Here is a 22,906-nt window from a genome sequence, read left to right on the forward strand (position 1 = left end):
AGGCGCAGGAGGCACAACATGGCCAAGGTTCCGGCAGCAGTGATCGCCGCGGGTGGGCTCGTCGGTGGGTATGCCACTGCTCGGTTCACCAAGAAGCGGCCCCTCGGTGGGGTGGCGCTCGCCGCCGCGGGGGCCCTCGCCGCGCGGGAGTGGAAGCAGGCCGCCGGGACCAAGGCCGCCGTCGGGCTCACCACGGCCTACGTCGCCGCCTTCGCCGGGTCGCACCCGCTCGCCAAGAAGGTCGGTGCCTGGCCGTCCGTGTTCGCCGTGGCCAGTGGGGTGGCTGCCGCCTCATGGGCCGTCACCAGGAAAAACGGCTAGCCCCGAGCGGGAACCATCTGAACGCCCCGGACGACTCGTACGTACGTAAAGGTGCACACTGCGACTCCCCGCAGGATGAACCCCTCGGGCGCGTGGCCAACGCAGAGCAGGGACAGGACTGCGGTCACGCGCCCGGCAGGGGGAGCCCAGCACGTCGGGTCGCCGCGTCCGCCCGCGCCCCTGCCGGCAGCACCACGCGTCCACGGTCCGCACCGCGCCCCCGCCCGGAGGCCTACCCCCCGACCCCCCGCGCCACCGCGAAGATCACCACCCCCGCCAGCGCCCCCACCACCGTCCCGTTGATGCGGATGAACTGGAGGTCGCGGCCGATGTGGGCCTCGATCTTCTTCGAGGTGTCCGCCGCGTCCCAGGAGCGGACCGTGTCCGTGATCAGGGAAGTGATCTCCGTGCGGTACGTGGAGACGACGTACGCCGCCGCGTCCTGGACCCAGCCGTCCACCTTCGACTGGAGACGGGCGTCCGTGGAGAGGCGGGCGCCCAGGGACAGCAGGGACGCCCTCGCCCGCAGGCGCAGCTCGCTGCGTTCGTCCTCCGCCGCCGCGATGATCATCGAGCGGACCGAGGACCAGGCGGACGCGATCACGTCCTGGATCTCCGGGCGAGCCAGCACGTCCGACTTCAGGCGCTCCACCTTCGCGCGCGTCTCGGTGTCGGACTGGAGGTCCGCCGCGAAGTCCGCCAGGAAGCGGTCCAGGGCCCCGCGCGCCGGGTGCCCCGGCATGTCGCGCATCTCGGTGACGAAGCGGAGCAGCTCCTTGTAGACCCGCTCCCCGACCTTCTTGTCCACGAAGCGGGGGGTCCAGCCGGGGGCGCCGCCCTGGACGGCTTCCATCACCGAGTCCCCGTGCAGCACCAGCCAGTCGTGCGCCCGCGCGCACACCAGGTCCACCACCCGGCGGTGGCCGCCGTCCGCGACCACCTTCTCCAGCGTCTTGCCGATGCCCGGCGCGATCTCCGCCGCGTCCGCCCGGCGGGTGATCGCCTCGCCCACCACCGCCTGGACGTCCGAGTCCCGCAGGACGGTGAGCGCGCCGCGCAGGGCCGTGGCCAGCTCGGACGTGACGCGGTCCGCGTGGGCCGGGTCCGCCAGCCAGGTGCCCAGTCTGGCGCCCATCCCCAGGGCTCCCAACCGGGCACGCACCACCTCCTGGGAGAGGAAGTTCTCCCCCACGAACGCGCCCAGCGACACGCCCAGCTGGTCCTTCTTGTTCGGGATGATCGCCGTGTGCGGGATCGGCACGCCCAGCGGGTGACGGAACAGGGCCGTCACCGCGAACCAGTCCGCCAGCGCGCCCACCATCCCGGCCTCGGCCGCCGCCGCGACGTACGCCGCCCACGGGCCCGCGCCCGAGCGGTCCGCCCAGGTCGCCAGGGCGAAGACCACCGCCACCAGGAGCAGCAGGCCCGTCGCCGTGGCCTTCATCCGGCGCACGCCCCGGCGCTTCTCCTCGTCCGCCGCCGTGTACGAGAACGCGGACGTCAGGCCGGCGGGCTCCGCCGCTGCCGGGGCCTTCCTCTCGCCCGTCCCGCCCGATTCAGTACGTTCCATTGGCTCCGCCCGTCCACGCGCACGCATCACCCCGTACGCCATCGTCCCTACCTGAGTGACTCCCGGGGCTCATGCCGAGTTCCCGCACGTCGCTTTCTCATTCGAAGGGGTGAGCCGTCAGCGGGGGCGGGGGGCGTCAGCGCAGGTCCTTGCGGGAGCCGTCGCCGCGTCCCCGCTTCGCCGCCTTCCGCCGCTCGCGCTTCACATCGATGCCGCCCATCAGCGCGAAGCAGCGGATCACCGTCTCATCGGACTCGAAGCGGGGCTGGCGCAGGTCGATCTCGCCGCCGCCCCACATCGCGAACGCGGTGAACGTCCGGCCGAACGTCCACCTACCCCGGCGCCCGAGCCCGCCCCACAGAGCAAGGCTCACTCGTCATACCGTCAGCCTAATGAAGGCCCCGGTCGGCGTACATGCGGGCGATCACCGACTCGATGTCCGGCTCCCGCACCGACAGGTCCACCAGCGGATACCGCGCCGCGATCCCCGCCACCAGCGGCGCCGCCGACGCCGTGGCCGGGAACGCCAGCCACTGCCGGGGCCCCTCGACCCTCACCACGCGCGCGTCGTCGACCTCGATCGGCGGGAGTTCGCGCTCCAGGTCGACCATCAGGACGCGCTCGCTGCCCCCGACCTCGTGCAGCCCAGCGGGCGTGCCGTCGTACACCAGACGGCCGTGGTCGATCACCATCACGCGCGCGCAGAGCTGCTCGATGTCGGTCAGGTCGTGGGTCGTGAGGAGGACGGTGGTGCCGCGTTCGGTGTTCAGGTCCTTGAGGAAGGCACGCACCTTCGCCTTGCTCACCACGTCCAGGCCGATGGTCGGCTCGTCCAGGTAGAGCACCTCCGGGTCGTGCAGCAGGGCCGCCGCGATGTCGCCGCGCATCCGCTGGCCGAGCGAGAGCTGGCGTACGGGCACCTCCAGCAGCGGCCCCAGGTCCAGGAGCTCGACGCAGCGGGCCAGGTTCTCGCGGAAGCGGTCGTCGGGGATGCGGTACATGCGGTGGGCCAGGCGGTAGGAGTCGTACAGCGGCAGGTCCCACCAGAGCGTGGTGCGCTGGCCGAAGACCACGCCGATGCGGCGCGCGAGGCGGGTGCGCTCGCGCGCGGGGTCCAGGCCCGCCACCCGCACCCGGCCGCCGCTCGGCGTCAGGATGCCGGTGAGCATCTTGACGGTGGTGGACTTGCCGGCGCCGTTGGGACCGATGTAGCCGACCATCGCGCCGCGCGGCACCGAGAAGGTGATGCCGTCGACCGCCCTGACCTGCCCGCGCTCGCGCCGCAGCCGCCGTCCGTTCCTGCGCCGGACCTCGAAGACCTTCTCCACCCCGTCGAGTTCGATCACATCGCTCACCGCCGTCCCCGCTTCCTCTCGGACAAACTGTCAGCTTCCCGTGCTCCGGTACGCCCGCAGGCCCGCCCGCCACGCGACCCCCGCCAGCGCGCAGCAGCCCACCGCCACCAGCGGCGGCGTGAAGGCCAGCCATCCGGGCAGATCCAGCGGGTAGGGCCGCCCCAGCACGTACAGCGCGGGCAGCCAGTTCACGAAGGCCAGCGGGACCACGAACGTCACCCCGCGCACCAGGTCCTTGGCGAAGAGCGTCGGCGGGTACTGGAGCAGCTGGTTCCCGCCGTACGTGAAGGAGTTCTGCACCTGGGAGGCGTCCTGCGCGACGAACTGGAACGCCCCGCCCGCCACGAACACCGAGGCGAAGACGGTGGCGCCGCTCAGCAGCATCAGCGGGACCAGCAGCACCCGCAGGGGCGTCCAGTGGAGGTCGAGCGTCAGCAGCGCGTAGCCGAGGACGAGCAGGCCCTGGGTGATCCGGCCCAGGCGGCGCAGCGCGAACCGGTCGGCGGCGACCTGGGCGAGCACCGGCGCCGGGCGGACCAGGAGGGTGTCCAGGGTGCCGTCGCGCACCCGCCGGCCGAGCCGGTCCATGGACCCCATGACCAGGTCCGCGAGCCCGAACGCGGTGCCCGAGGCGCCGTACAGGAACGCCACTTCCGGCAGCGTGTAGCCGCCCAGCGCGTCGATGTGCGAGAACATCAGCAGGATCGCCACGAAGTCGAGCGCGGTCGCCGCGAAGTTGCCGAACGCCGTCATCAGGAAGGACGCCCGGTAGGCGAGGGTGGAGCGGATCCACATGCCCGCGATCAGCCGGTAGGCGCGCACGCCCTCCGTGACGGCGCGCAGCCGCCCGACGGGCGCGCCCCCCTCCCGGAACGCCGCCTCGGCACCCCTCTCAGCCACCCTGGACCACCACCCTCCTGGTCGCCGCCCCCTGGAGCAGACGCCCGGCGCCGAGCAGCAGCGCCGCCCAGCCGAGCTGGAAGGCGTACGCCCGGGCCAGAGCCCAGCCCGTGTGGTGGCCGAGGAGGACATCGGCGGGGATCTGGAGCAGCGACGACCAGGGCAGTGCCCGCGCCACCTCGCCGAGGGCTCCGGGGAAGACGTTGAGCGGCAGCAGCATCCCGGAGAAGAAGGTCCCGCCGAGCCAGGCGATCTGCGCCATGCCCGCCCCGTCGAGCAGCCAGAACGCCGAGAGCGCCACCAGGTAGCGGATCGAGAAGCTGACGACGACGCCCAGCAGGACGGCGAACAGGAACGCCAGCCACGTCCGGGGGTCGGCGGGCAGCGCCAGGTCGAAGGCGAGCGCGCCGAACGCCAGCGGCACGGCGCCGCGCCCCAGGAGGTGGAAGGCGGCCCGGCCCAGGTCGCCCGCGAGCCACCACAGTTGGAGGTCCGCGGGGCGGTACAGGTCGATCGCGATGTCACCCGTACGGATGCGTTCGACGAGCTCGTCCTCGAAGCCGCCGCCCATCATCGCGACCGTCATGAGGAGCGCCTGGCCGAGCCACACATACGTCAGTGCCTCGGCCTGGTCGTAACCGCCCAGACGAGGGCGGACGTTCCACAGGGCCATATAGGTGTACGCCATGATCACGCCGAAGACGGTGTTGGTGAACACCCCTGCCGCCGTGGCGATCCGGTACGCCGTATGGCGTCGGAATCCACCTGCGGCCACAGCCAGGTAGAGCCGCACCACGCCACCTCCCCGTCCGGTCCGTGTATGAAGGGGCCACGCCCGACCGCAGCCGAAGGCGTCGCGGCCGGGCGGTCCAAAGCGCCCGACCCTAGTGCCGTCCGGTGATCGTGCGCGACGGCTTTTCCGGAGCCGGGCGTGCAATATGGGCGTACAACGCGAATCACCCGATACAGCGCAGTGGCGAGAGAGACATGAGCGACGACGAGCAGCCGCCCCGGCCCCCTCATCGGGGCTGGGCCCCCCGGGACCCCAGCGCCACGGGCCCGGAGGCCGCCGAGGGCCGGGCAGCCGCCACGCCGGGGGACGGCACCGCGCCCGCCGACCGCGCGACCGGCCCGGGCGGGAGAGCCGAACACGGCAAGGGCCAAGGCCAGGGCTACGACGACGGGGACGGCACCGGCACCGGCACCGGCACCGGCACCGGCACCGGCAAGGGTGGCAAGAAGCGCCCCAAGCGGACCGGCTGGCGGCGGTTCGTGCCCCCCTGGCGCTGGGTCCTCGGCACCGTCCTGCTCATCGCCCTGCTGCTCATCGGCGGCTTCATCGCCGGCTACAAGCTCGTCCACATCCCGCCCGCCAACGCCACCGCGACCGCGCAGTCCAACGTCTTTCTGTACGCCGACGGCAGCCAGCTCGCCCGCGACGGAGAGATCAACCGCGAGAACGTCCGGCTCGCCCAGATCCCGCTCACCGTCCAGCGCACGGTGCTCGCCGCCGAGGACCGCGACTTCTACTCCGAACGGGCGGTCGACCCCAAGGCCATGGTCCGCGCCGCCTGGAACACCCTCACCGGCAAGGGCAAGCAGTCCGGCTCCACGATCACCCAGCAGTACGTGAAGAACTACTACCTGGGGCAAGAGCAGACGATCAGCCGCAAGGTGAAGGAGTTCTTCATCGCGATCAAGCTGAACCGCGAGGTCAGCAAGGCGGACATCCTGGAGGGCTACCTCAACACCAGCTACTTCGGCCGCAACGCCTACGGCATCCAGGCCGCCGCCCAGGCCTACTACGGCAAGGACATCGAGAAGGTCACCACCGCCGAGGGCGCCTATCTGGCCTCCCTGCTCAACGCCCCCAGCGCCTACGACGTCGTGGCCCACCCGGAGAACAAGTCCCGGGCCGTGGCGCGCTGGAACTACGTACTGGACGGCATGGTCAAGCAGAAGTGGCTGACACCGGCCGCGCGGGCCGCCGCCACCTTCCCCGTGCCGGGCAAGGTGCGGCCGGCGGCCGGGATGTCCGGGCAGCGCGGCTATGTGGTCGAGGCCGTGAAGGACTACCTCACCAACAACGAGATCATCGACGAGAACACCCTGGCCAAGGGGGGATACCGGATCACCACCACGCTCCAGAGGGCCAAACAGGACGCGTTCGTCGCCGCCGTCGCCGACAAGGTGATGTCCCAGGTCAGCTCCGACCGCGCGGTGGACCGCAACGTCCGCGTCGGCGGCGCCTCCATCGAACCGGACAGCGGCAAGGTGCTCGCGATGTACGGGGGCGTCGACTACACCAAGCAGTACGTCAACAACGCGACCCGGCGCGACTACCAGGTCGGCTCGACCTTCAAACCGTTCGTCTTCACCTCGGCCGTCCAGAACGGTTCCAAGACGCAGGACGGGCGCGCGATCACCCCGAACACCCTCTACGACGGCACCGACAGGCGCTTCGTCCAGGGCTGGCCGGGCACCGCGTACAACCCCTCCAACGAGGACGGCAAGTCCTACGGCCAGCTCACCGTCCGGTCCGCCACCGACCTCTCGGTGAACGCCGTGTACGCGCAGATGGCCGTGGACGTCGGCCCCAAGAGCGTGCGGCAGACCGCCGTCAGCCTCGGCATCCCCGCCGACACCCCCGACATGCCCAACGGGCCCTCCATCGCCCTCGGCACCGCCACCGCCTCCGTCCTGGACATGACCCAGGCGTACGCGACGCTCGCCAACCACGGCAAGCACGGCACGTACACGATGGTCGAGTCCGTCACCAAGGACGGCGAGAAGGTGGACCTGCCCGCCCAGGACGCCAAGCAGGCCGTCCCGCGCGAGGCCGCCGACACCACCACCTCGATCCTGCAGAGCGTGGTGGAGGGCGGCACCGGCACGGCCGCGCAGGCCTCGGGCCGTACCGCCGCGGGTAAGACCGGCACCGCCGAGGAGGACAAGGCGGCCTGGTTCGCGGGCTACACGCCCGATCTGGCGACCGTGGTCGCCGTCATGGGCCAGGACCCCGACACGGCCGCCCAGAAGCCGCTGTACGGGGCGCTCGGGCTGTCCCGGATGAACGGCGGCGGGCCACCCGCGCAGGTGTGGGCGCAGTACACGGCACGCGCGCTCAAGGGCACCGAGGCGCAGGACTTCGACCTCCAGCTCCAGGAGGGCGCCTTCGTACCGCCGCCGGCCGAGACCCCGCCGCCCGACCCGAACACCCCCAACCCGCCGGGCCGCACCGAGGGCCAGGACGAGGGCCGCACCCAGGGGCAGACCCAGGGCGGGACGACCGACGGCGGCACCACGGGCGGGGACGCCACCACCGGCGGCACGACCGGCGGGACGACCGGGGGCACCACCGGAGCCACGACGGACGGCGGCGCCACCACGAACGGCGGCCCCACCGGCGGGACGACCAACGGCGGAACCACCACAGGGGGCACCACCGATGGCGGCACCACCGGCGGAGCCACGGACGGCGGGCCCACCACCGGGGGGACGACGACGGCCACGGAAGGCGGCGTCACGACGGGCGAGACGACCACCGGGACGACGGCCGGAGGCGCCGACCGGCCACGCCGCCGGCCGCCGCGGGCGCAGTGACTCGCCGGGAGGGCGCTAGTGACCTGAGGTGGCCTTGAGGCCGACCACGGCCACCAGCAGCAGACAGACGAAGAAGATCCGGGCGGCGGTCGCGGGCTCACCGAGCAGCACCATGCCGAGCACCGCCGCTCCGGCCGCGCCGATGCCCACCCACACGCCGTAGGCCGTCCCGATGGGCAGGGACTTCGCGGCCCGCGAGAGCAGCAGCATCGAGGCGACGATCCCCCCGCCGGTGAGCAGACTGGGCCACAGCCGGGTGAACCCGTCCGTGTACTTCATCCCGATCGACCAGCCCACTTCGAGCAGACCGGCGACGACGAGCAGGACCCAGGCCATGACGGACACCTCCGAGAGACGTACGCGCGCGTACGTGGCGTACGCGCGGGGTGCGTCGTCTTGTCATGACCCGGTACGACGCGTCTCGTCGGGGTGCTTCCACCGTAGCAAAGGGGTGGCTGAGGCGGAGGGCATGGCAAAGGGCTGGTGACGGCGGTCACCAGCCCTTCCGTTCGCGCGGCCGCGAGCTCGCCTCTCAGAGGCACGGCCACAGCTTCAGAGATACAGCCCGGTCGAGTCCTCGGACACCCGCTCCGAGGCGACGGCGTGCAGATCGCGCTCCCGCATCAGTACGTAGGCGATACCGCGCACCTCGACCTCGGCGCGGTCCTCGGGGTCGTACAGCACCCGGTCGCCCGGCTCGACGGTCCGCACGTTCTGGCCGACCGCGACCACCTCGGCCCAGGCCAGCCGCTTGCCGACGGCGGCGGTCGCCGGGATGAGGATGCCGCCGCCGGAGCGCCGTTCGCCCTCGGGTGTGTCGGACCGGACCAGCACGCGGTCGTGGAGCATCCGGATGGGCAGCTTGTCGTCGTGGGTGTTCTCGCTCACGGACCCGAACCTACCTGTCCCTGCCCCCGGCGTATGCCGAAGGGGCGCGGAAGGTGGGGCAGGGGCAGGGGCCGCCCGGCCGTGGGCGTCAGGACAAGAGGCTGCCGCCTGGGGCGGGGCATCAGACCGGGGGCCGCCGCCCGGGCCGGGGCGTCAGGACTGGGGCCGCCGGCCCGCGCCCGGGGCGTCAGCCGCGGCGCTTGCGGGCGGACGACAGGGCCAGCAGTCCCACCAGCCCCACGGCCAGCAGCGCGACCGGCACGAGGCGCTCGACGCGGGGCGTGCCGTCCTCGTTCACGAACTGGGCCTTCACGTCCGAGACGGTCCGGTTGACCGCGACGAAGGCCCGGCCCGCCGTCCGGTCCACGGCCGAGGCGACCTTCGCCTTGGCGTCACCGGCGATCGTCGACGGGTGCAGCCGCACGCCGATCTCGTCGAGCGTCACCGCGAGCTGGTCCCGGCGGCGCCTGATGTCCGCCTCGATCTGCGCAGGGGTCCTGGCTTCCGACACTGCGCCGCCTCCGTCTGTTCGGTCGGGGTATGGGGTTGTCCGTCGTCGACAGTCTGTCAGCTCCACCGCCGATGCACTGTCACAGGCCCCCATTAGGCTCTGCCGGAGTAAGCCTGCCCCGTTCCCTTACCCCGTTCCTTCCGGAGGAAGATCCCATGAGCGAGCGACTCGTCCCCGGCGACACCGCCCCCGCCTTCACCCTGCCCGACGCGGACGGCAACGAGGTCTCGCTCGCGGACCACAAGGGCCGCAAGGTCATCGTGTACTTCTACCCGGCCGCCCTCACCCCCGGCTGCACCAAGCAGGCCTGCGACTTCACGGACAACCTGGAGCTGCTGGCCGGCGCCGGTTACGACGTGATCGGCGTCTCCCCCGACAAGCCGGAGAAGCTGGCGAAGTTCCGCGACCAGGAGTCCCTGAAGGTCACCCTCGTCGGCGACCCGTCGAAGGAGGTCCTGGAGGCGTACGGGGCCTTCGGCGAGAAGAAGCTGTACGGCAAGACGGTGACCGGCGTCATCCGCTCCACGGTGGTCGTGGACGAGGAGGGCAAGGTCGAGCGGGCGCTGTACAACGTGAAGGCGACGGGGCATGTCGCGAAGATCATCAAGGACTTGGGGATCTGACGCCCGAGCCCGTTACGGCCCGCACCGCGCGTATGCGGTGCGGGCCGTTCCGCATTTCGGGCGTGACTGTCCGATGAGCGGTTCGTTGGTCCGTACGAGGGTGCGAACGGGTGGCCGGGGCGGAGGAGGTTCGCATGGGCACGAGCCCGTATACGCGCGAGCGGCTCGCGCAGGCGGCGCAGGGGGCGCGGACGCTGTCGGAGGCGCTGATCCGGTTGGGGGTCGACCCGCGCGGGGGATCACGGCGGTACCTCGCGGACCGCATGAAGAAGCTGGGGATACCGACCGGGCACTTCGAGCGCGAAGGCGTCCGCTGGACGCGGGACGTGCTGGAGCCGGTGGTGGCGGAGTCCGCGAGCGTGAACGAGGTGCTGCGCCGACTGGGGGTCGAGGTGGTCGGGGGCCACCACACGCACATCGGCCGACGGATCAAGGCGTACGGGATCGACACGTCGCACTTCAAAGCTCCGTCGCGTAAGGGAGTGCCTCGACCGCGCACACCCGAGGCGTTGCTCGTCGAACAGGATCCGGACCGGGCACGGCGCATCCCCAGCGAGCGACTCAGACGGGCGATGACGGCCCTGGGCCGCGTCGAACACTGCGCGCTGTGCGGTACGGAGCCCACCTGGCGGGGGCGTCCGCTCCCCCTCGAGGTCGATCACATCGACGGGGACTGGCGGAACAACAGGATCGAGAACCTGCGGTTCCTCTGTCCGAACTGCCACTCCACCACGGACACATACCGAGGCCGGGGCAAGGGACGGAAGGTGCGCGCCCGATGAGCTCGACCGCGCACTACACGCGTGAGCGCCTGGAGGAGGCGGCCAGGAGCTGCACGGACATCGACGAGGTCATCGCATTCTTCGGTACGTGTCCGTACGGGCACTTGCGTCGATATCTGTTCAAGCGTTTCGCGCACTACGGCATCGACATCTCGCACTTCCGGCGCCGCGCATACCGAAGAAGCGGTCCCCGGCCCTCTCGGGCCGAGCTGAGTGAGGCAGTGGCTTCCTCGGTGTCCCTCGCCGAGGTGTCCCGGCGGCTCGGTAGGCCCGAAACCTCAACGCAGCGGGCCGCCTTGAAGGGGTGGATAACCGAAGACGGCCTCACCACAGCCCACTTCCTGGGGCAGGCACACCAACGCGGCAGGACAGGGCCCACACCCAGGAAGAAGGCCCATGAGGTGCTGACACTGCACCACGGCAAGCACCGCACGAAGACCGTGTACCTGCGCCGGGCCCTGCGGGAGACAGGCGTCCCGGAGCTGTGCCACGAGTGCGGGACCGGGCCCGTCTGGCAGGGCAGGCCGATGACGCTGGAGGTGGACCACATCAACGGGGACTGGACGGACGACCGCGCCGAGAACCTGCGACTGCTGTGTCCCAACTGCCACGCGATCACGAACACCTGGTGCCGAGGAGGGAAGCGTCGAAGGTCGCGATGACAACCTCCACACCGCCGCAGCCGCCTGCCCGCTACCATGGCAGACGGCTGGCGGCCGTGGTGGAATGGCAGTCACGCCGGGTTTAGATCCCGGTGGGGTAACACCCGTGGGGGTTCGAATCCCCCCGGCCGCACCGCGAACGGCCTGCGAATCGAAGGTTTGACTCGCAGGCCGTTTCTGCGTTTCGGGGCCCTCAGCCCAGCAGTTCCCGCACCACCGGCACCAGCGCCCGGAACGCCTTGCCCCGGTGGCTGATCGCGTTCTTCTCCTCTGCCGTCAGCTCCGCGCACGTGCGGGTCTCGCCCTCGGGCTGGAGGATCGGGTCGTAGCCGAAGCCGTTCGTGCCCGTGGGCTCGTGGCGCAGGGTGCCCAGGAGGCGGCCCTCGACCACGCGCTCGGTGCCGTCGGGGAGCGCCAGGGCCGCCGCGCAGGCGAAGTGGGCGCCGCGGTGGGGCTCGGCGATGTCGCCGAGCTGGGCCAGGAGCAGGTTCAGGTTGGCCTTGTCGTCGCCGTGAGTGCCGGACCAGCGGGCGGAGAAGATGCCGGGGGCGCCGTTCAGTACGTCCACGCAGAGGCCGGAGTCGTCGGCGACCGCGGGCAGGCCCGTGGCCCGGGCCAGCGCGTGGGCTTTCAGGAGCGCGTTCTCGGTGAAGGTGACGCCGGTCTCCTTGACGTCGGGGATCTCCGGGTACGCGTCGGCGCCGACGAGTTCGTGGGGCAGTCCGGCGTCCGCGAGGATCGCGCGGAGCTCGGTGATTTTTCCGGCGTTGCGGGTGGCGAGGATCAGGCGGGTCATGTTCCCAGTATCGCCGGGTGCGTGCGGGGGCCGGGCGTCACGGTGTGCAGACCTTGCCGACTTCCTTCGCCGCGGCCTTGACGGGGCTGATGTCGGGCGTGTTGTCGCCGTTCTTGATCGCCGAACGTACGTTGCCGACCGCTTTGTTGAGGTTGTCGACCGCCTGGGAGAGGTCGGCGTTGTCCGTCTTGTTCTTCAGTGACGACAGGTTGGTGTCGATGTCGTTGAGGGCCTGGTCCGCCTGTGCCGGGTTGTCGGTGGCGTTGGCCACCGCCCGGCCGAGGTCGTCGACGCTGGAGGCGATCGCGTCGGCCGTCTGGACGCAGTCCAGCGCCTTGCTGACCGCGCTGCACCCGACGGCGGCGGGCAGGGCGAGGGCCGCGGTGGCGGCGGCGAGTGCGAGGGCGCGGCGGCTTCTGCGCATGGACGGGTCCTCCCCGGGGTGTACGGACGGGCGTACGGTTCGGCCCGTACGCCCGTGTCGTCAAGGACGCGGGGAGCGGCCCTCGCGGTTGCCTCGCTAGGCGCCGAGCGTGCGGCCCAGCGCCTCGACCTGGAGCGCGGCCAGGTCGGCGCAGCCGCCGGTGGCGAGATCGAGGAGCGCGTTGAGCTCCTTGCGGTCGAAGGGCTCGGCCTCGGCGGTGCCCTGGACCTCGACGAAGCGGCCGTCGCCGGTGCAGACGACGTTCATGTCGGTCTCGGCGCGCACGTCCTCCTCGTAGCAGAGGTCCAGCAGGGGGGTGCCGTCGACGATGCCGACCGAGACGGCGGCGACGGTGCCGGTGAGGGGCTGGCGGTTGGCCTTGACCAGCTTCTTGGACTGGGCCCAGCCGATGGCGTCGGCGAGGGCCACGTAGGCGCCGGTGATGGCGGCGGTGCGGGTGCCGCCGTCGGCCTGGAGGACGTCGCAGTCGAGGACGATGGTGTTCTCGCCGAGCGCCTTGTAGTCGATGACGGCGCGCAGGCTGCGGCCGATGAGGCGGGAGATCTCGTGGGTGCGTCCGCCGATCTTGCCGCGGACGGATTCGCGGTCGCCGCGGGTGTTGGTGGAGCGGGGCAGCATCGAGTACTCCGCGGTGACCCAGCCCTCGCCGCTGCCCTTGCGCCAGCGGGGGACGCCTTCGGTGACGGAGGCGGTGCAGAAGACTTTGGTGTCGCCGAAGGAGATGAGGACGGAGCCCTCGGCGTGCTTGCTCCATCCGCGTTCGATGGTGGTGGGGCGGAGCTGGTCGGGGGTGCGGCCGTCGATACGAGACATGCCACGAGCGTAGCCCGTGGGCGTCTCGCTCCTGGGGGCGTGCCCCCCGGCCCCCCTTCCGGGGCTCCGCCCCCTGCCCCCTTCGGGGCTTCGCCCCGGGGGTTCGATTTCGTCTGCGGGCGATGGGGGGGTCGCTCGCGCAGTTCCCCGAGCCCCTGAAGGGGTTCGCTTTCGTCCGCGGGCCGGTGGTGCGCTGGTCGCGCAGTTCCCCGCGCCCCTGAGAGGGCCCAACTTCGTCCGCGGGCCGGTGGGGGCTGATCGCGCAGTTCCCCGCGCCCCTTGGGTCGTCCTCCGCAGCCGGAGAACCCGGCTCAGCCACAGACCTTGAGGGGCGCGAGGAACTGCGCGAGCAACCCGCACGGCCCGCAGACAAACGACGCCCCTTAAGGGGCGCGGGGAACTGCGCGACCAGCCCACCACAGCCCGCAGACAAAGGCATGCCCCATAAGGGGCGCGGGGAACTGCGCGACCAGCCCACCACAGCCCGCAGACAAAGGCATGCCCCATAAGGGGCGCGGGGAACTGCGCGAGCGACCCACCACAGCCGGTGGACGAACGAGGGTTTCCAGGGGCGCGGGGAACTGCGCGAGTGGATCACCACGGGTTCGCAGACGAAGCAGCGGCTGAGAAGAGGCGCGGGGGACGGGGGGGGGCGTCCTCCCGATTGGGGGTGTGCCGGCGGTGGTGCGGCGAAGGGGCCCTCCCGGACGGTGGGAGGGCCCCTTCGCTGTGACCTTCAGGTCACATCATGTCTTCGATGTCCGCCGCGATCGGGTCCGCGTCCGTGCCGATGACGACCTGGATCGCGGTGCCCATCTTGACGACGCCGTGGGCGCCGGCGGCCTTCAGCGCGGCCTCGTCGACCTTGCTCGGGTCAATGACCTCGGTGCGGAGGCGGGTGATGCAGCCCTCGACCTCTTCGATGTTCTCGATACCGCCGAGCCCGGCGACGATCTTCTCAGCCTTGCTGGCCATGTCTGTCTCCCTGTTCTTTCAAAGAACGCTGTGGCGGCGCACCGCAGATCCATCCGACCGCGGTTCCGCTTTGTCACCGTAACGCACGTTTGGCCCAGTTACGCGAGCGAGCGTCCGCACGCTGACCAAGGATGGCGATCACCGGTACCGCGCCCGTGCGGCCAGGATCCGGACGATACCGCAACTGGTCTACACCAGTGTGCAACGCACCCCGGAACTGGCTTGTTCCGACGGGACGGACGGGACGGAGGGCCGCCGATGAGCGCGGACAGCACGGCAGCGGACCGGCCGAAGTGGTGGAACGGGGCGTTCCAGAACCTCCAGAAGATGGGGCGCAGCCTCCAGCTGCCGATCGCCGTCCTGCCCGCGGCCGGCATCCTCAACCGGCTCGGCCAGCCGGACGTCTTCGGCAAGGACGGCCTCGGCTGGACGGACGTCGCCAAGGTCATGGCGGGCGCGGGCGGCGCGCTGCTCGACGCCAACATCGGCCTGCCGCTGCTGTTCTGCATCGGCGTCGCCATCGGCATGGCCAAGAAGGCGGACGGCTCCACCGCGCTCGCCGCCGTGGCCGGCTTCCTCGTCTACTACAACGTGCTGCGTCAGTTCCCCAAGGACTGCGCCGCGGGCGCGAAGGTCATCTCGGCGGGGTGCCAGGCCAACGACGGGACCGTGGCGGCCTTCACGTACCAGAACCCGGGCGTCTTCGGCGGCATCGTCATGGGTCTGCTCGCCGCCTGGTTCTGGCAGCGCTACCACCGGGTGAAGCTGGTCGACTGGCTCGGCTTCTTCAACGGCCGCCGGCTCGTCCCCATCATCATGTCGTTCGTGGCCATCGCGTTCGCCGCGGTCTGCCTGTGGGTCTGGCCGCCGATCGGTGACGGTCTGGAGAGCTTCAGCGACTGGCTGGTGGGCCTCGGCGCCTGGGGCGCGGGCATCTTCGGTATCGCCAACCGGGCGCTGCTCGTGATCGGGCTGCACCAGTTCCTCAACGTGCCCATCTGGTTCCAGTTCGGCAGCTTCACCAAGCCGGACGGGACCGTGGTCCACGGTGACATCAGCATGTTCCTGGCGGGCGACAAGGACGCGGGCCAGTTCACCACCGGCTTCTTCCCCATCATGATGTTCGCGCTCCCCGCCGCCGCCCTGGCGATCACCCACTGCGCCAAGCCGCACCGCCGCAAGCAGGTGGGCGGTCTGATGCTGTCGGTCGGCCTGACCTCGTTCGTCACCGGCATCACCGAGCCGATCGAGTACTCGTTCCTCTTCATCGCACCGCTGCTGTACGTGATCCACGCGGTGCTCACGGGTGTCTCGATGGCGGTGAGCTGGGCGCTGGGCGTGAAGGACGGCTTCAGCTTCTCGGCCGGCCTCATCGACTACGTCATCAACTGGAACCTGGCGACCAAGCCCTGGCTGATCATTCCGATCGGGCTGGTCTTCGCGGCCGTCTATTACGTGATCTTCCGGTTCGCGATCACCAAGTTCGACCTCCCCACCCCCGGGCGCGAACCGGAGGAGCTGGAAGAGGAGATCGAGCGGGAGAACACGAAGTAATAACGGCGGGATAACCAAGCGGTGATACGGCACAGGCCTCGGACCCCAGGGTCCGGGGCCTTTGTCCGTCATGCCGGAATGTATGGCTCAGCACACAGAAATCGCAGGTTCCTTATCTAACCCTCACCGTGCTACAACTGGTCTACACCACTCAATGGTGTAGACCACGCGGGCTTCACCGCGTTCCCCCCTGAGACGCCGCCGTCCCCCCGTACTTTCCCATGTCCCCGGGCGGCGCCTTGCCAACTGGAGGAAGTTGATGAGTACGGATACCGCTACGGCGGCGCCCGCGAAGAAGCGGGGTGCCGGCCTGTTCCAGGGTCTGCAGAAGGTCGGCCGCAGCCTGCAGCTGCCGATCGCCGTACTGCCTGCCGCGGGCATTCTGCTCCGCCTCGGCGCACCCGATGTCTTCGGTAAGGACGGTCTCGGCTGGGGCAAGGTCGCCACGGTCTTCTCGACCGCCGGTGACGCGGTCTTCGCCAATCTGCCGCTGCTGTTCTGCGTCGGCATCGCGATCGGTTTCGCCAAGAAGGCCGACGGCTCGACGGCGCTCGCCGCGCTGGTCGGCTTCCTGGTCTACAAGAACGTGCTCACCGCGTTCCCCGTGACCGACGCCGTCATCAACACCACCGCCAACAAGGGGGTCGACGTCGCCGCGACGTACAACGACCCCAAGGTCTTCGGCGGCATCATCATGGGTCTGCTGTCCGCCGTCATCTGGCAGCGGTTCCACCGCACCAAGCTGGTGGACTGGCTCGGCTTCTTCAACGGCCGCCGTCTCGTCCCGATCATCATGGCCTTCGTCGGTCTGCTCATGGGCGTCTTCTTCGGCCTGGTCTGGGAGCCCATCGGTGATGTGATCACCAACTTCGGCGAGTGGATGACCGGCCTCGGCGCCGTCGGCGCGGGCATCTTCGGTGTCGTCAACCGCGCGCTGCTGCCGATCGGTATGCACCAGTTCGTGAACACGGTCGCCTGGCAGGAGATCGGCGACTTCAAGGACTCCTCCGGCACCCTGTGGCACGGCGACCTGCCGCGCTTCTTCCACGGTGACCCGACCGCCGGCCAGTTCATGTCCGGCTTCTTCCCGATCATGATGTTCGCGCTGCCGGCCGCCGCCCTGGCGATCACGCACTGCGCCCGCCCCGAGCGCCGCAAGGCCGTCGGCGGCATGATGATCTCGCTCGCGCTGACCTCGTTCGTCACCGGCATCACCGAGCCGATCGAGTTCGCGTTCATGTTCATCGCGCCGGTGCTGTACGTGATCCACGCCGTCCTGACCGCCGTCTCGATGGCCGTCACCTGGGCGCTGGGCGTGCACCACGGCTTCAGCTTCTCGGCCGGAGCGATCGACTACATCCTGAACTGGAACCTCGCGACCAAGCCCTGGCTGATCATCCCGATCGGCCTGGTCTTCGCGGCGATCTACTACTTCGTGTTCCGCTTCGCGATCGTCAAGTTCAACCTCACCACCCCGGGCCGTGAGCCCGAGGAAGAGGTCGAGGACCTGACGAAGGCGTAGGCCGTACGGGTTGCACGTCGAAGGGCCCCCGGAACCGCTCGGTTCCGGGGGCCCTTCGCGTACGCACGCCGCTCAGATCTCGTACACCGCGCCCGGCGCCGCGAGTTCCACCGGTCCCCCGTACGCGTCACGGGCGTGCGCCAGGTTGACCTCGCCGTCCGTCCACGGGGGGATGTGGGTCAGGACCAGGCGGCCCGCCCGGGCGCGGGCGGCGTGCGCGCCGGCCTCGCGGCCGTTGAGGTGGAGGGCGGGGATGTCCTCCTTGCCGTGCGTGAAGGACGCCTCGCACAGGAACAGGTCGGTGCCCTCGGCCAGCTCGTGCAGCGCCTCGCAGACGCCGGTGTCGCCCGAGTACGTGAGGGACGCGCCGCCGTGCTCGATGCGGATGCCGTACGCCTCGACGGGGTGGCAGACCCGCTCGGTGCGGACCGCGAAGGGGCCGATGTCGAACGAGCCGGACTTCAGGGTGTGGAAGTCGAAGACCTCGCTCATCGAGGAGCTGGAGGGCGTGTCGGCGTACGCCGTGGTCAGACGCTGCTCGGCGCCCTCCGGCGCGTACACCGGCAGGGCGGCGCAGCGGCCGCCCTCGTGCCGGTAGTACCGCGCGACGAAGTAGCCGCACATGTCGATGCAGTGGTCGGCGTGCAGGTGGCTGAGGAAGATCGCGTCGAGGTCGTAGAGACCGATGTGGCGCTGCAGCTCGCCCAGGGCGCCGTTGCCCATGTCGAGAAGCAGCCGGAAGCCGTCGGCCTCGACGAGGTAGCTCGAACAGGCCGATTCCGCGGACGGGAACGACCCGGAGCAGCCGACGACGGTGAGCTTCATGGAGCGTGAACCTCCGGGGGCGGCAAGGGATACGGGGAAGGCGGCGGGAGGTCGTGCGGTGCGTCGAGCGTAAGGCGCCACACTGCCGGTCGCTCCTCAGTGGCGGGCCGTTGTGGGGGAACTCACCTGCGCTGTCACCGGTTCGGGCGGAGTGCGGGCGGAGCGCGCGCGGGGGGTGGGCCGCCGGGTAACGTCTGCGGTATGGACACGTCCTGGTGGCTCGCGGTGATCGCCGTGGTGGTGGTCGCGCTGGGGGCCGCGGTGACGGACGGGCGGGGGCGCGCTCGGCCGCCGGGCCGGCCCCGGGGGCGCGTTCGGCCGCCCGGGCGGCCCGCGGGTCCGCGGCGCGCGCCCAAGCGGCGCCCGCAGCCGGGGGAGATCTGGTGGGCGGAGGTGCCCTACGAGGACGGCCCGGGGTCGAAGGACCGGCCCTGTCTGGTGCTGACGGTACGGGGCGACAGCGCGCTCGTCGCGAAGATCACCAGCAAGTTCCACGAGGAGCGGGCGGGGGTGATTCCACTGGCGCCGGGGACGGTCGGGGACGCGCGGGGGCGGCCGAGCTTTCTGGAGACGGATGAGCTGCGGGAGGTGGGGGTGTGGGAGTTTCGGCGGTGGGTGGGGGTGGTGGATCCTGCGGTGTGGGATCAGGTGAGGTATCTGGCGGGCTAGGGGGGTTTGCCCCCGCCCGCCCCTTCCCTGAACCCTCCGGGGGTCGGTGGGGTGCGGGTGGTCTCCCGGGGGCTGAGCCCCCGGACCCCGGATGCGGGGGGCTCCGCCCCCTGCACCCCTCCTGGGCGGGCCTGCCGCCCTGCATCCCTTCGCGGGGCCCGGGGCGCCCGCGCCTCGCTTTCGTGCTGACCCGCGGGCCCGGTGGGGGCTGGTCGCGCAGTTCCCCGCGCCCCTGCCGGAACGGGGCCTACGGCCCCTGTTCCTCCCCCAAAGAACCGCCTCCGGGGCCGGCCCGTGTCCCGCAGGGGGCTACGCCCAGAGTTGGCCCTGTAGCGTCTCGATCGCTTCTTCCGTCGTCTCCGCCGTGTACACCCCCGTCGACAGGTACTTCCAGCCCCCGTCCGCCACCACGAACACGATGTCCGCCGCCGTGCCCGCCTTGACCGCCTTGCGGCCCACGCCGATCGCCGCGTGCAGCGCCGCCCCGGTGGAGACGCCCGCGAAGATGCCCTCCTCCTTGAGGAGTTCGCGGGTGCGGGTCACCGCGTCCGCCGAGCCGACCGAGAAGCGGCTGGTCAGCACCGACGCGTCGTACAGCTCGGGGACGAAGCCCTCGTCGAGGTTGCGCAGGCCGTAGACCAGGTCGTCGTAGCGGGGCTCGGCGGCGACGATCTGGATGCCGGGGACGCGCTCGCGCAGATAGCGGCCGACGCCCATCAGCGTGCCCGTCGTCCCCAGGCCCGCCACGAAGTGCGTGACCGAGGGGAGGTCGGCCAGGATCTCCGGGCCCGTCGTGGCGTAGTGCGCACCCGCGTTGTCGGGGTTGCCGTACTGGTACAGCATCACCCACGACGGGTTCTCGGCCGCCAGCTCCTTGGCGACCCGTACCGCCGTGTTGGAGCCTCCCGCCGCGGGCGACGGGACGATCTCCGCGCCCCACATCTTCAGCAGGTCGCGGCGCTCCTGGGAGGTGTTCTCGGGCATCACGCACACGATGCGGTAGCCCTTGAGCTTCGCCGCCATCGCCAGCGAGATGCCGGTGTTGCCGCTGGTCGGCTCCAGGATGGTGCAGCCGCGGGTCAACCGGCCCGCCTTCTCGGCCTGTTCGATCATGTGGAGCGCGGGGCGGTCCTTGACCGAGCCGGTCGGGTTGCGGTCCTCCAGCTTCGCCCAGATGCGTACGTCGTCCGAGGGCGACAGCCGGGGCAGGCGGACCAGCGGGGTGTTGCCGACCGCGGCTAGCGCGGAGTCGTAGCGCATGGCGGCGATCAGCCTCAGACCATGCCGCCGGCCACGGCCGGCAGGATCGTGACGCTGTCGCCGTCCGACAGCTCGGTCGAGATGCCCGCCAGGAAGCGGACGTCCTCGTCGTTGAGGTAGACGTTCACGAAGCGTCGCAGCTCGCCGCCGGCCGTCTCGTCGACGAGGCGCTCGCGGATGCCGGTGTGGCGGGTCTCCAGGTCGGCGAAGAGCTCGCCGATGGTCGCCCCGCTGCCTTCGACCGCCTTCGCGCCGTCGGTGTAGGTGCGGAGGATGGTCGGGATGCGGACCTCGATGGCCATGGCGTGCGCTCCTGTCAGGAGTCGGGGAGGGAAGGTGGGGAGAAGAAGCGAAGAAGGCAGGGGCGCGGTCGGCGCGTGGCTGCGGGCAGTGCGCGGGGTGTGCCGGTGACGCGTGTGCGGTTCAGGCGGCGGTGGGGCGCGGACACATCGCGCTCGCCAGGCGGCACAGGTCGACGTGCAGGCGCGCCACCAGCAGCGGGCTGCTCGGCTTCTCTTCGCTCACGTCGTGGGGAACCATGCGGTCATCGTATCGATTCCCGGTCCGCTTTCCGGAGTGTGATCTCAGATGGTGGGCGCACTCTGCTCAGCATGTGGGCGGTACGGGCGGCGGGGGCGCGGAAAGGGCCCACCGCGCGCCACGCCGCACGCCCCCACGCACGTTCAGTACGCCTGGACGACCTGGACCTCTTCCTCCTCGATGATCCCGTCCACGATCCGGTAGGAGCGGAACTGGAAGTCGCCGAGGCCGTCCGTGTCCGCCGTGGAGACCAGGACGTAGTGGGCGCCGGGCTCGTTGGCGTACGTCACGTCGGTGCGCGAGGGGTAGGCCTCGGTCGCCGTGTGCGAGTGGTAGACGATCACCGGCTCCTCGTCCCGGTCGTCCATCTCGCGGTACAGCTTCAGCAGGTCCTGCGAGTCGAACTCGTAGAACGTGGGCGAGCGCGCCGCGTTGAGCATCGGGACGAACCGCTCGGGGCGGCCGGTGCCGGCCGGGCCGGCGACCACGCCGCACGCCTCGTCGGGGTGGTCGGCGCGGGCGTGCGCGACGATCTGGTCGTAGAGGGCCTGGGTGAGGGTCAGCATGAGCGCAAGGATAAGCAGACGGGCCGTCCCGTACCGGAGAGTGGTACGGAACGGCCCGCATGCTGAGACACGCCGGGGAGGCAGGCGTTACGAGCGCTTGGCGAACGCCTTGTTCTCGGGGTTGCGCGCCTTGAGGACCAGGTAGGAGACGCCCAGGATCAGGCCCCACAGGGGGGCGCAGTACAGGGAGACCCGCGAGTCCTTGTCGATGCCCATCATCACGATGACCATGAGGATGAACAGCAGCGCGAACCAGCTGGTGTACGGGGCGCCGGGGGCGCGGAAGGTGGACTGCGGGAGCTCGCCGCGGTCGGCCTTGGCGCGGTAGCGGATCTGGCAGACCAGGATCATGATCCAGGCCCACATGCCGGAGATGGTGGCGAAGGAGACGACGTAGTCGAAGGCCTTGCCCGGCGCCTTGTAGTTGATCCAGACGCCGACCAGCATCAGCGCGGCCGAGACCGAGGTGCCGATCAGGGGGGTGCCGCTCTTGGTGAGGCGGGTGAAGAGCTTCGGGCCCTGGCCGTTGAGCGCGAGGTCGCGCAGCATGCGGCCGGTGGAGTACATGCCCGAGTTGCAGGAGGACAGGGCGGCCGTCAGGACGACGAAGTTGACGACCGCGGCGCCGACGCCGAGGCCCATCTTCTCGAAGGCCGCGACGAAGGGGCTCACCCCGGGCTGGAACTCGTGCCACGGGACGACCGAGAGGATCATGATCAGGGCGCCGATGTAGAAGACGGCGATGCGCCACGGCACGGTGTTGATGGCCTTGGGCAGGGTCTTCTCGGGGTCCTTGGACTCGCCCGCGGTCACACCGACCAGCTCGACGGCGAGGAAGGCGAACATGACGATCTGGAGCGTCATCAGCGTGCCGCCGATGCCCTTGGGGAAGAACCCGCGGTCGTTCCAGAGGTTGGCGACGGTGGCGGTGTCGGCGGCGTCGGAGAAACCGACGGTGAGGATGCCGGCGCAGATGAGGATCATGCCGACGATGGCCGTCACCTTGACCATCGAGAACCAGAACTCCAGCTCACCGAAGAGCTTCACCGAGATCAGGTTCACCGCGTACAGGATGAGCGTGAAGACCAGCGCGTACAGCCACTGCGGGACGTCGTTGTGCGTCCAGAAGGCCATGTACTGGGCGGCCGCGGTGACCTCGGTGATGCCGGTGACGACCCAGAAGAGCCAGTACGTCCAGCCGGTCACGAAGCCCCAGAACGGGCCGACGAACTCACGGGCGTACTCCGAGAAGGAGCCCGAGACGGGGCGGTACATGAGCAGCTCGCCCAGCGCCCGCATGATGAAGAAGATGACCAGGCCCGCGATGGCATAGGCCAGGATGAGGCTGGGCCCGGCCTTCGAGATGGCCTTGCCCGCGCCGAGGAAGAGCCCGGTGCCGATGGCTCCGCCGATCGCGATCATCTGGATCTGGCGGGCGCCGAGGCCCCGCTGGTATCCCTCGCCCTCGGCCGCGCCGTGGGCGGTTCCCAGGGCCTCATTGCCGGAGCGGTCGTCCTGCTTGTCGACCTGCGCTGAGGTCATGGTGGTGCGCCTTTCTCCATGCTGACCCGCCCGCTTCGGTCGTCGAAGCAGCGGACCAGGTCCTGATCCCCCCGGATGTGGATGGAGTGCCACCGGCGGTCAGCCGGCCGAAGCGCCCCCGGGGACATGGGTGGCGTCCCCTGGTGGTCGTGAAGATTTATCACGTCTTTACGGGTGATCCACC

At 70.6% G+C, this 22,906-nt stretch carries 26 protein-coding genes, 1 tRNA gene and 1 riboswitch; of the genes, 9 read left to right on the forward strand and 18 right to left on the reverse strand.

What is annotated here, in order from left to right:
• Window positions 1-18: 18 nt before the first annotated feature.
• Window positions 19-321: a hypothetical protein gene (locus tag ACZ4MU_RS13985; protein WP_467875260.1), complete on the forward strand. Its 303-nt coding sequence runs from the start codon at window positions 19-21 to the stop codon at window positions 319-321.
• A gap of 232 nt (window positions 322-553) precedes the next feature.
• On the opposite strand, the gene ACZ4MU_RS13990 is transcribed toward ACZ4MU_RS13985, so the two are convergent.
• From ACZ4MU_RS13990 to ACZ4MU_RS14010, 5 genes are all read right to left on the reverse strand, one after another.
• Window positions 554-1,891 (reverse strand): DUF445 domain-containing protein, encoded by a 1,338-nt coding sequence (locus ACZ4MU_RS13990; protein ID WP_467875263.1) that lies wholly within the window; start codon window positions 1,889-1,891, stop codon window positions 554-556.
• A gap of 136 nt (window positions 1,892-2,027) precedes the next feature.
• Window positions 2,028-2,264 (reverse strand): hypothetical protein, encoded by a 237-nt coding sequence (locus tag ACZ4MU_RS13995; protein ID WP_467875554.1) that lies wholly within the window; start codon window positions 2,262-2,264, stop codon window positions 2,028-2,030.
• A 16-nt stretch (window positions 2,265-2,280) separates the two neighbouring features.
• Window positions 2,281-3,246: an ABC transporter ATP-binding protein gene (locus ACZ4MU_RS14000; protein ID WP_467875265.1), complete on the reverse strand. Its 966-nt coding sequence runs from the start codon at window positions 3,244-3,246 to the stop codon at window positions 2,281-2,283.
• Between the two features lie 30 nt (window positions 3,247-3,276).
• Window positions 3,277-4,089, reverse strand: coding sequence for an ABC transporter permease (locus tag ACZ4MU_RS14005; protein ID WP_467875543.1), 813 nt, complete (start codon window positions 4,087-4,089; stop codon window positions 3,277-3,279).
• A gap of 49 nt (window positions 4,090-4,138) precedes the next feature.
• Window positions 4,139-4,939, reverse strand: a complete 801-nt coding sequence (locus tag ACZ4MU_RS14010) for an ABC transporter permease (RefSeq protein WP_467875546.1) — start codon at window positions 4,937-4,939, stop codon at window positions 4,139-4,141.
• A 194-nt stretch (window positions 4,940-5,133) separates the two neighbouring features.
• On the opposite strand from ACZ4MU_RS14010, the gene ACZ4MU_RS14015 reads away from it, so the two are divergent.
• The gene (locus ACZ4MU_RS14015; RefSeq protein ID WP_467875268.1) at window positions 5,134-7,749 is read left to right on the forward strand and encodes a transglycosylase domain-containing protein; all 2,616 of its coding nucleotides are present in this window, start codon (window positions 5,134-5,136) and stop codon (window positions 7,747-7,749) included.
• 15 nt (window positions 7,750-7,764) lie between these two features.
• On the opposite strand, the gene ACZ4MU_RS14020 is transcribed toward ACZ4MU_RS14015, so the two are convergent.
• From ACZ4MU_RS14020 to ACZ4MU_RS14030, 3 genes are all read right to left on the reverse strand, one after another.
• Complete coding sequence (locus ACZ4MU_RS14020) at window positions 7,765-8,085, reverse strand: DMT family transporter (protein ID WP_467875272.1); 321 nt, start codon at window positions 8,083-8,085, stop codon at window positions 7,765-7,767.
• 49 nt (window positions 8,086-8,134) lie between these two features.
• Window positions 8,135-8,199, reverse strand: a riboswitch (guanidine-III (ykkC-III) riboswitch).
• 102 nt (window positions 8,200-8,301) lie between these two features.
• The gene (locus ACZ4MU_RS14025; RefSeq protein WP_467875274.1) at window positions 8,302-8,637 is read right to left on the reverse strand and encodes a GroES family chaperonin; all 336 of its coding nucleotides are present in this window, start codon (window positions 8,635-8,637) and stop codon (window positions 8,302-8,304) included.
• Window positions 8,638-8,824: 187 nt separating this feature from the next.
• Window positions 8,825-9,148, reverse strand: a complete 324-nt coding sequence (locus ACZ4MU_RS14030; RefSeq protein ID WP_467875277.1) for a DUF3618 domain-containing protein — start codon at window positions 9,146-9,148, stop codon at window positions 8,825-8,827.
• A 155-nt stretch (window positions 9,149-9,303) separates the two neighbouring features.
• Here ACZ4MU_RS14030 and bcp point away from each other — a divergent pair, with 155 nt between their 5' ends.
• From bcp to ACZ4MU_RS14050, 4 genes are all read left to right on the forward strand, one after another.
• Window positions 9,304-9,771 (forward strand): thioredoxin-dependent thiol peroxidase, encoded by a 468-nt coding sequence (gene bcp, locus ACZ4MU_RS14035; RefSeq protein WP_358834060.1) that lies wholly within the window; start codon window positions 9,304-9,306, stop codon window positions 9,769-9,771.
• A 134-nt stretch (window positions 9,772-9,905) separates the two neighbouring features.
• The gene (locus tag ACZ4MU_RS14040) at window positions 9,906-10,553 is read left to right on the forward strand and encodes an HNH endonuclease signature motif containing protein (RefSeq protein ID WP_467875280.1); all 648 of its coding nucleotides are present in this window, start codon (window positions 9,906-9,908) and stop codon (window positions 10,551-10,553) included.
• On the forward strand, window positions 10,550-11,215 hold the full coding sequence (locus ACZ4MU_RS14045) for an HNH endonuclease signature motif containing protein (RefSeq protein WP_467875282.1): 666 nt from the start codon (window positions 10,550-10,552) through the stop codon (window positions 11,213-11,215). Before ACZ4MU_RS14040 ends, ACZ4MU_RS14045 begins: the two co-directional genes overlap by 4 nt.
• A 50-nt stretch (window positions 11,216-11,265) precedes the next feature.
• A tRNA-Leu gene (locus ACZ4MU_RS14050) sits at window positions 11,266-11,348 on the forward strand.
• A gap of 60 nt (window positions 11,349-11,408) precedes the next feature.
• On the opposite strand, the gene rdgB is transcribed toward ACZ4MU_RS14050, so the two are convergent.
• From rdgB to ACZ4MU_RS14070, 4 genes are all read right to left on the reverse strand, one after another.
• A complete protein-coding gene (rdgB, locus tag ACZ4MU_RS14055; RefSeq protein WP_467875284.1) occupies window positions 11,409-12,011 on the reverse strand; it encodes an RdgB/HAM1 family non-canonical purine NTP pyrophosphatase in 603 nt (200 codons plus the stop codon).
• A 37-nt stretch (window positions 12,012-12,048) separates the two neighbouring features.
• A complete protein-coding gene (locus ACZ4MU_RS14060) occupies window positions 12,049-12,435 on the reverse strand; it encodes a hypothetical protein (RefSeq protein ID WP_467875287.1) in 387 nt (128 codons plus the stop codon).
• Window positions 12,436-12,531: 96 nt separating this feature from the next.
• The gene (gene rph, locus ACZ4MU_RS14065) at window positions 12,532-13,269 is read right to left on the reverse strand and encodes a ribonuclease PH (protein WP_467875289.1); all 738 of its coding nucleotides are present in this window, start codon (window positions 13,267-13,269) and stop codon (window positions 12,532-12,534) included.
• A gap of 741 nt (window positions 13,270-14,010) precedes the next feature.
• Window positions 14,011-14,244 carry a PTS sugar transporter subunit IIB gene (locus ACZ4MU_RS14070; protein WP_018517946.1) on the reverse strand — a complete coding sequence of 78 codons (234 nt, stop codon included), beginning with the start codon at window positions 14,242-14,244 and terminating at the stop codon, window positions 14,011-14,013.
• A gap of 258 nt (window positions 14,245-14,502) precedes the next feature.
• On the opposite strand from ACZ4MU_RS14070, the gene ACZ4MU_RS14075 reads away from it, so the two are divergent.
• Complete coding sequence (locus ACZ4MU_RS14075; RefSeq protein WP_467875292.1) at window positions 14,503-15,798, forward strand: PTS transporter subunit EIIC; 1,296 nt, start codon at window positions 14,503-14,505, stop codon at window positions 15,796-15,798.
• Window positions 15,799-16,057: 259 nt separating this feature from the next.
• Window positions 16,058-17,320, forward strand: coding sequence for a PTS transporter subunit EIIC (locus ACZ4MU_RS14080; RefSeq protein WP_467875295.1), 1,263 nt, complete (start codon window positions 16,058-16,060; stop codon window positions 17,318-17,320).
• A 72-nt stretch (window positions 17,321-17,392) separates the two neighbouring features.
• Here ACZ4MU_RS14080 and ACZ4MU_RS14085 read toward each other — a convergent pair whose 3' ends face one another.
• On the reverse strand, window positions 17,393-18,145 hold the full coding sequence (locus ACZ4MU_RS14085) for an MBL fold metallo-hydrolase (protein WP_467875298.1): 753 nt from the start codon (window positions 18,143-18,145) through the stop codon (window positions 17,393-17,395).
• Window positions 18,146-18,346: 201 nt separating this feature from the next.
• On the opposite strand from ACZ4MU_RS14085, the gene ACZ4MU_RS14090 reads away from it, so the two are divergent.
• A complete protein-coding gene (locus ACZ4MU_RS14090; RefSeq protein ID WP_467875301.1) occupies window positions 18,347-18,814 on the forward strand; it encodes a type II toxin-antitoxin system PemK/MazF family toxin in 468 nt (155 codons plus the stop codon).
• A gap of 309 nt (window positions 18,815-19,123) precedes the next feature.
• Here the strand turns inward: ACZ4MU_RS14090 and ACZ4MU_RS14095 are convergent, their stop codons facing one another.
• The 5 genes from ACZ4MU_RS14095 to ACZ4MU_RS14115 all read right to left on the reverse strand — a co-directional run bounded on the left by ACZ4MU_RS14095 (window position 19,124) and on the right by ACZ4MU_RS14115 (window position 22,722).
• Window positions 19,124-20,074, reverse strand: a complete 951-nt coding sequence (locus ACZ4MU_RS14095; protein WP_467875303.1) for a PLP-dependent cysteine synthase family protein — start codon at window positions 20,072-20,074, stop codon at window positions 19,124-19,126.
• 14 nt (window positions 20,075-20,088) lie between these two features.
• On the reverse strand, window positions 20,089-20,376 hold the full coding sequence (locus ACZ4MU_RS14100) for a MoaD/ThiS family protein (protein WP_467875306.1): 288 nt from the start codon (window positions 20,374-20,376) through the stop codon (window positions 20,089-20,091).
• Window positions 20,377-20,497: 121 nt separating this feature from the next.
• A complete protein-coding gene (locus ACZ4MU_RS14105) occupies window positions 20,498-20,614 on the reverse strand; it encodes a putative leader peptide (RefSeq protein WP_371652949.1) in 117 nt (38 codons plus the stop codon).
• Between the two features lie 143 nt (window positions 20,615-20,757).
• Window positions 20,758-21,180: a M67 family metallopeptidase gene (locus tag ACZ4MU_RS14110; protein ID WP_467875308.1), complete on the reverse strand. Its 423-nt coding sequence runs from the start codon at window positions 21,178-21,180 to the stop codon at window positions 20,758-20,760.
• A gap of 87 nt (window positions 21,181-21,267) precedes the next feature.
• Entirely contained in the window at window positions 21,268-22,722 is a 1,455-nt protein-coding gene (locus ACZ4MU_RS14115) for an amino acid permease (protein WP_467875311.1), read from the reverse strand.
• Window positions 22,723-22,906: the final 184 nt, after the last annotated feature.

The organism is Streptomyces sp. NPDC026377 (assembly GCF_055567715.1).

What these genes read in the sequence shown, in the direction of transcription:
- ACZ4MU_RS13985 (WP_467875260.1), top strand. Translation starts at nt 19, where the DNA reads ATGGCCAAGGTTCCGGCAGCAGTGATCGCCGCGGGTGGGCTCGTCGGT.
- ACZ4MU_RS13990 (WP_467875263.1), bottom strand. Translation starts at nt 1,891, where the DNA reads ATGGAACGTACTGAATCGGGCGGGACGGGCGAGAGGAAGGCCCCGGCA.
- ACZ4MU_RS14015 (WP_467875268.1), top strand. Translation starts at nt 5,134, where the DNA reads ATGAGCGACGACGAGCAGCCGCCCCGGCCCCCTCATCGGGGCTGGGCC.
- ACZ4MU_RS14020 (WP_467875272.1), bottom strand. Translation starts at nt 8,085, where the DNA reads ATGGCCTGGGTCCTGCTCGTCGTCGCCGGTCTGCTCGAAGTGGGCTGG.
- bcp (WP_358834060.1), top strand. Translation starts at nt 9,304, where the DNA reads ATGAGCGAGCGACTCGTCCCCGGCGACACCGCCCCCGCCTTCACCCTG.
- ACZ4MU_RS14040 (WP_467875280.1), top strand. Translation starts at nt 9,906, where the DNA reads ATGGGCACGAGCCCGTATACGCGCGAGCGGCTCGCGCAGGCGGCGCAG.
- ACZ4MU_RS14045 (WP_467875282.1), top strand. Translation starts at nt 10,550, where the DNA reads ATGAGCTCGACCGCGCACTACACGCGTGAGCGCCTGGAGGAGGCGGCC.
- rdgB (WP_467875284.1), bottom strand. Translation starts at nt 12,011, where the DNA reads ATGACCCGCCTGATCCTCGCCACCCGCAACGCCGGAAAAATCACCGAG.
- ACZ4MU_RS14060 (WP_467875287.1), bottom strand. Translation starts at nt 12,435, where the DNA reads ATGCGCAGAAGCCGCCGCGCCCTCGCACTCGCCGCCGCCACCGCGGCC.
- rph (WP_467875289.1), bottom strand. Translation starts at nt 13,269, where the DNA reads ATGTCTCGTATCGACGGCCGCACCCCCGACCAGCTCCGCCCCACCACC.
- ACZ4MU_RS14070 (WP_018517946.1), bottom strand. Translation starts at nt 14,244, where the DNA reads ATGGCCAGCAAGGCTGAGAAGATCGTCGCCGGGCTCGGCGGTATCGAG.
- ACZ4MU_RS14075 (WP_467875292.1), top strand. Translation starts at nt 14,503, where the DNA reads ATGAGCGCGGACAGCACGGCAGCGGACCGGCCGAAGTGGTGGAACGGG.
- ACZ4MU_RS14080 (WP_467875295.1), top strand. Translation starts at nt 16,058, where the DNA reads ATGAGTACGGATACCGCTACGGCGGCGCCCGCGAAGAAGCGGGGTGCC.
- ACZ4MU_RS14085 (WP_467875298.1), bottom strand. Translation starts at nt 18,145, where the DNA reads ATGAAGCTCACCGTCGTCGGCTGCTCCGGGTCGTTCCCGTCCGCGGAA.
- ACZ4MU_RS14090 (WP_467875301.1), top strand. Translation starts at nt 18,347, where the DNA reads ATGGACACGTCCTGGTGGCTCGCGGTGATCGCCGTGGTGGTGGTCGCG.
- ACZ4MU_RS14095 (WP_467875303.1), bottom strand. Translation starts at nt 20,074, where the DNA reads ATGCGCTACGACTCCGCGCTAGCCGCGGTCGGCAACACCCCGCTGGTC.
- ACZ4MU_RS14100 (WP_467875306.1), bottom strand. Translation starts at nt 20,376, where the DNA reads ATGGCCATCGAGGTCCGCATCCCGACCATCCTCCGCACCTACACCGAC.
- ACZ4MU_RS14105 (WP_371652949.1), bottom strand. Translation starts at nt 20,614, where the DNA reads ATGGTTCCCCACGACGTGAGCGAAGAGAAGCCGAGCAGCCCGCTGCTG.
- ACZ4MU_RS14110 (WP_467875308.1), bottom strand. Translation starts at nt 21,180, where the DNA reads ATGCTGACCCTCACCCAGGCCCTCTACGACCAGATCGTCGCGCACGCC.
- ACZ4MU_RS14115 (WP_467875311.1), bottom strand. Translation starts at nt 22,722, where the DNA reads ATGACCTCAGCGCAGGTCGACAAGCAGGACGACCGCTCCGGCAATGAG.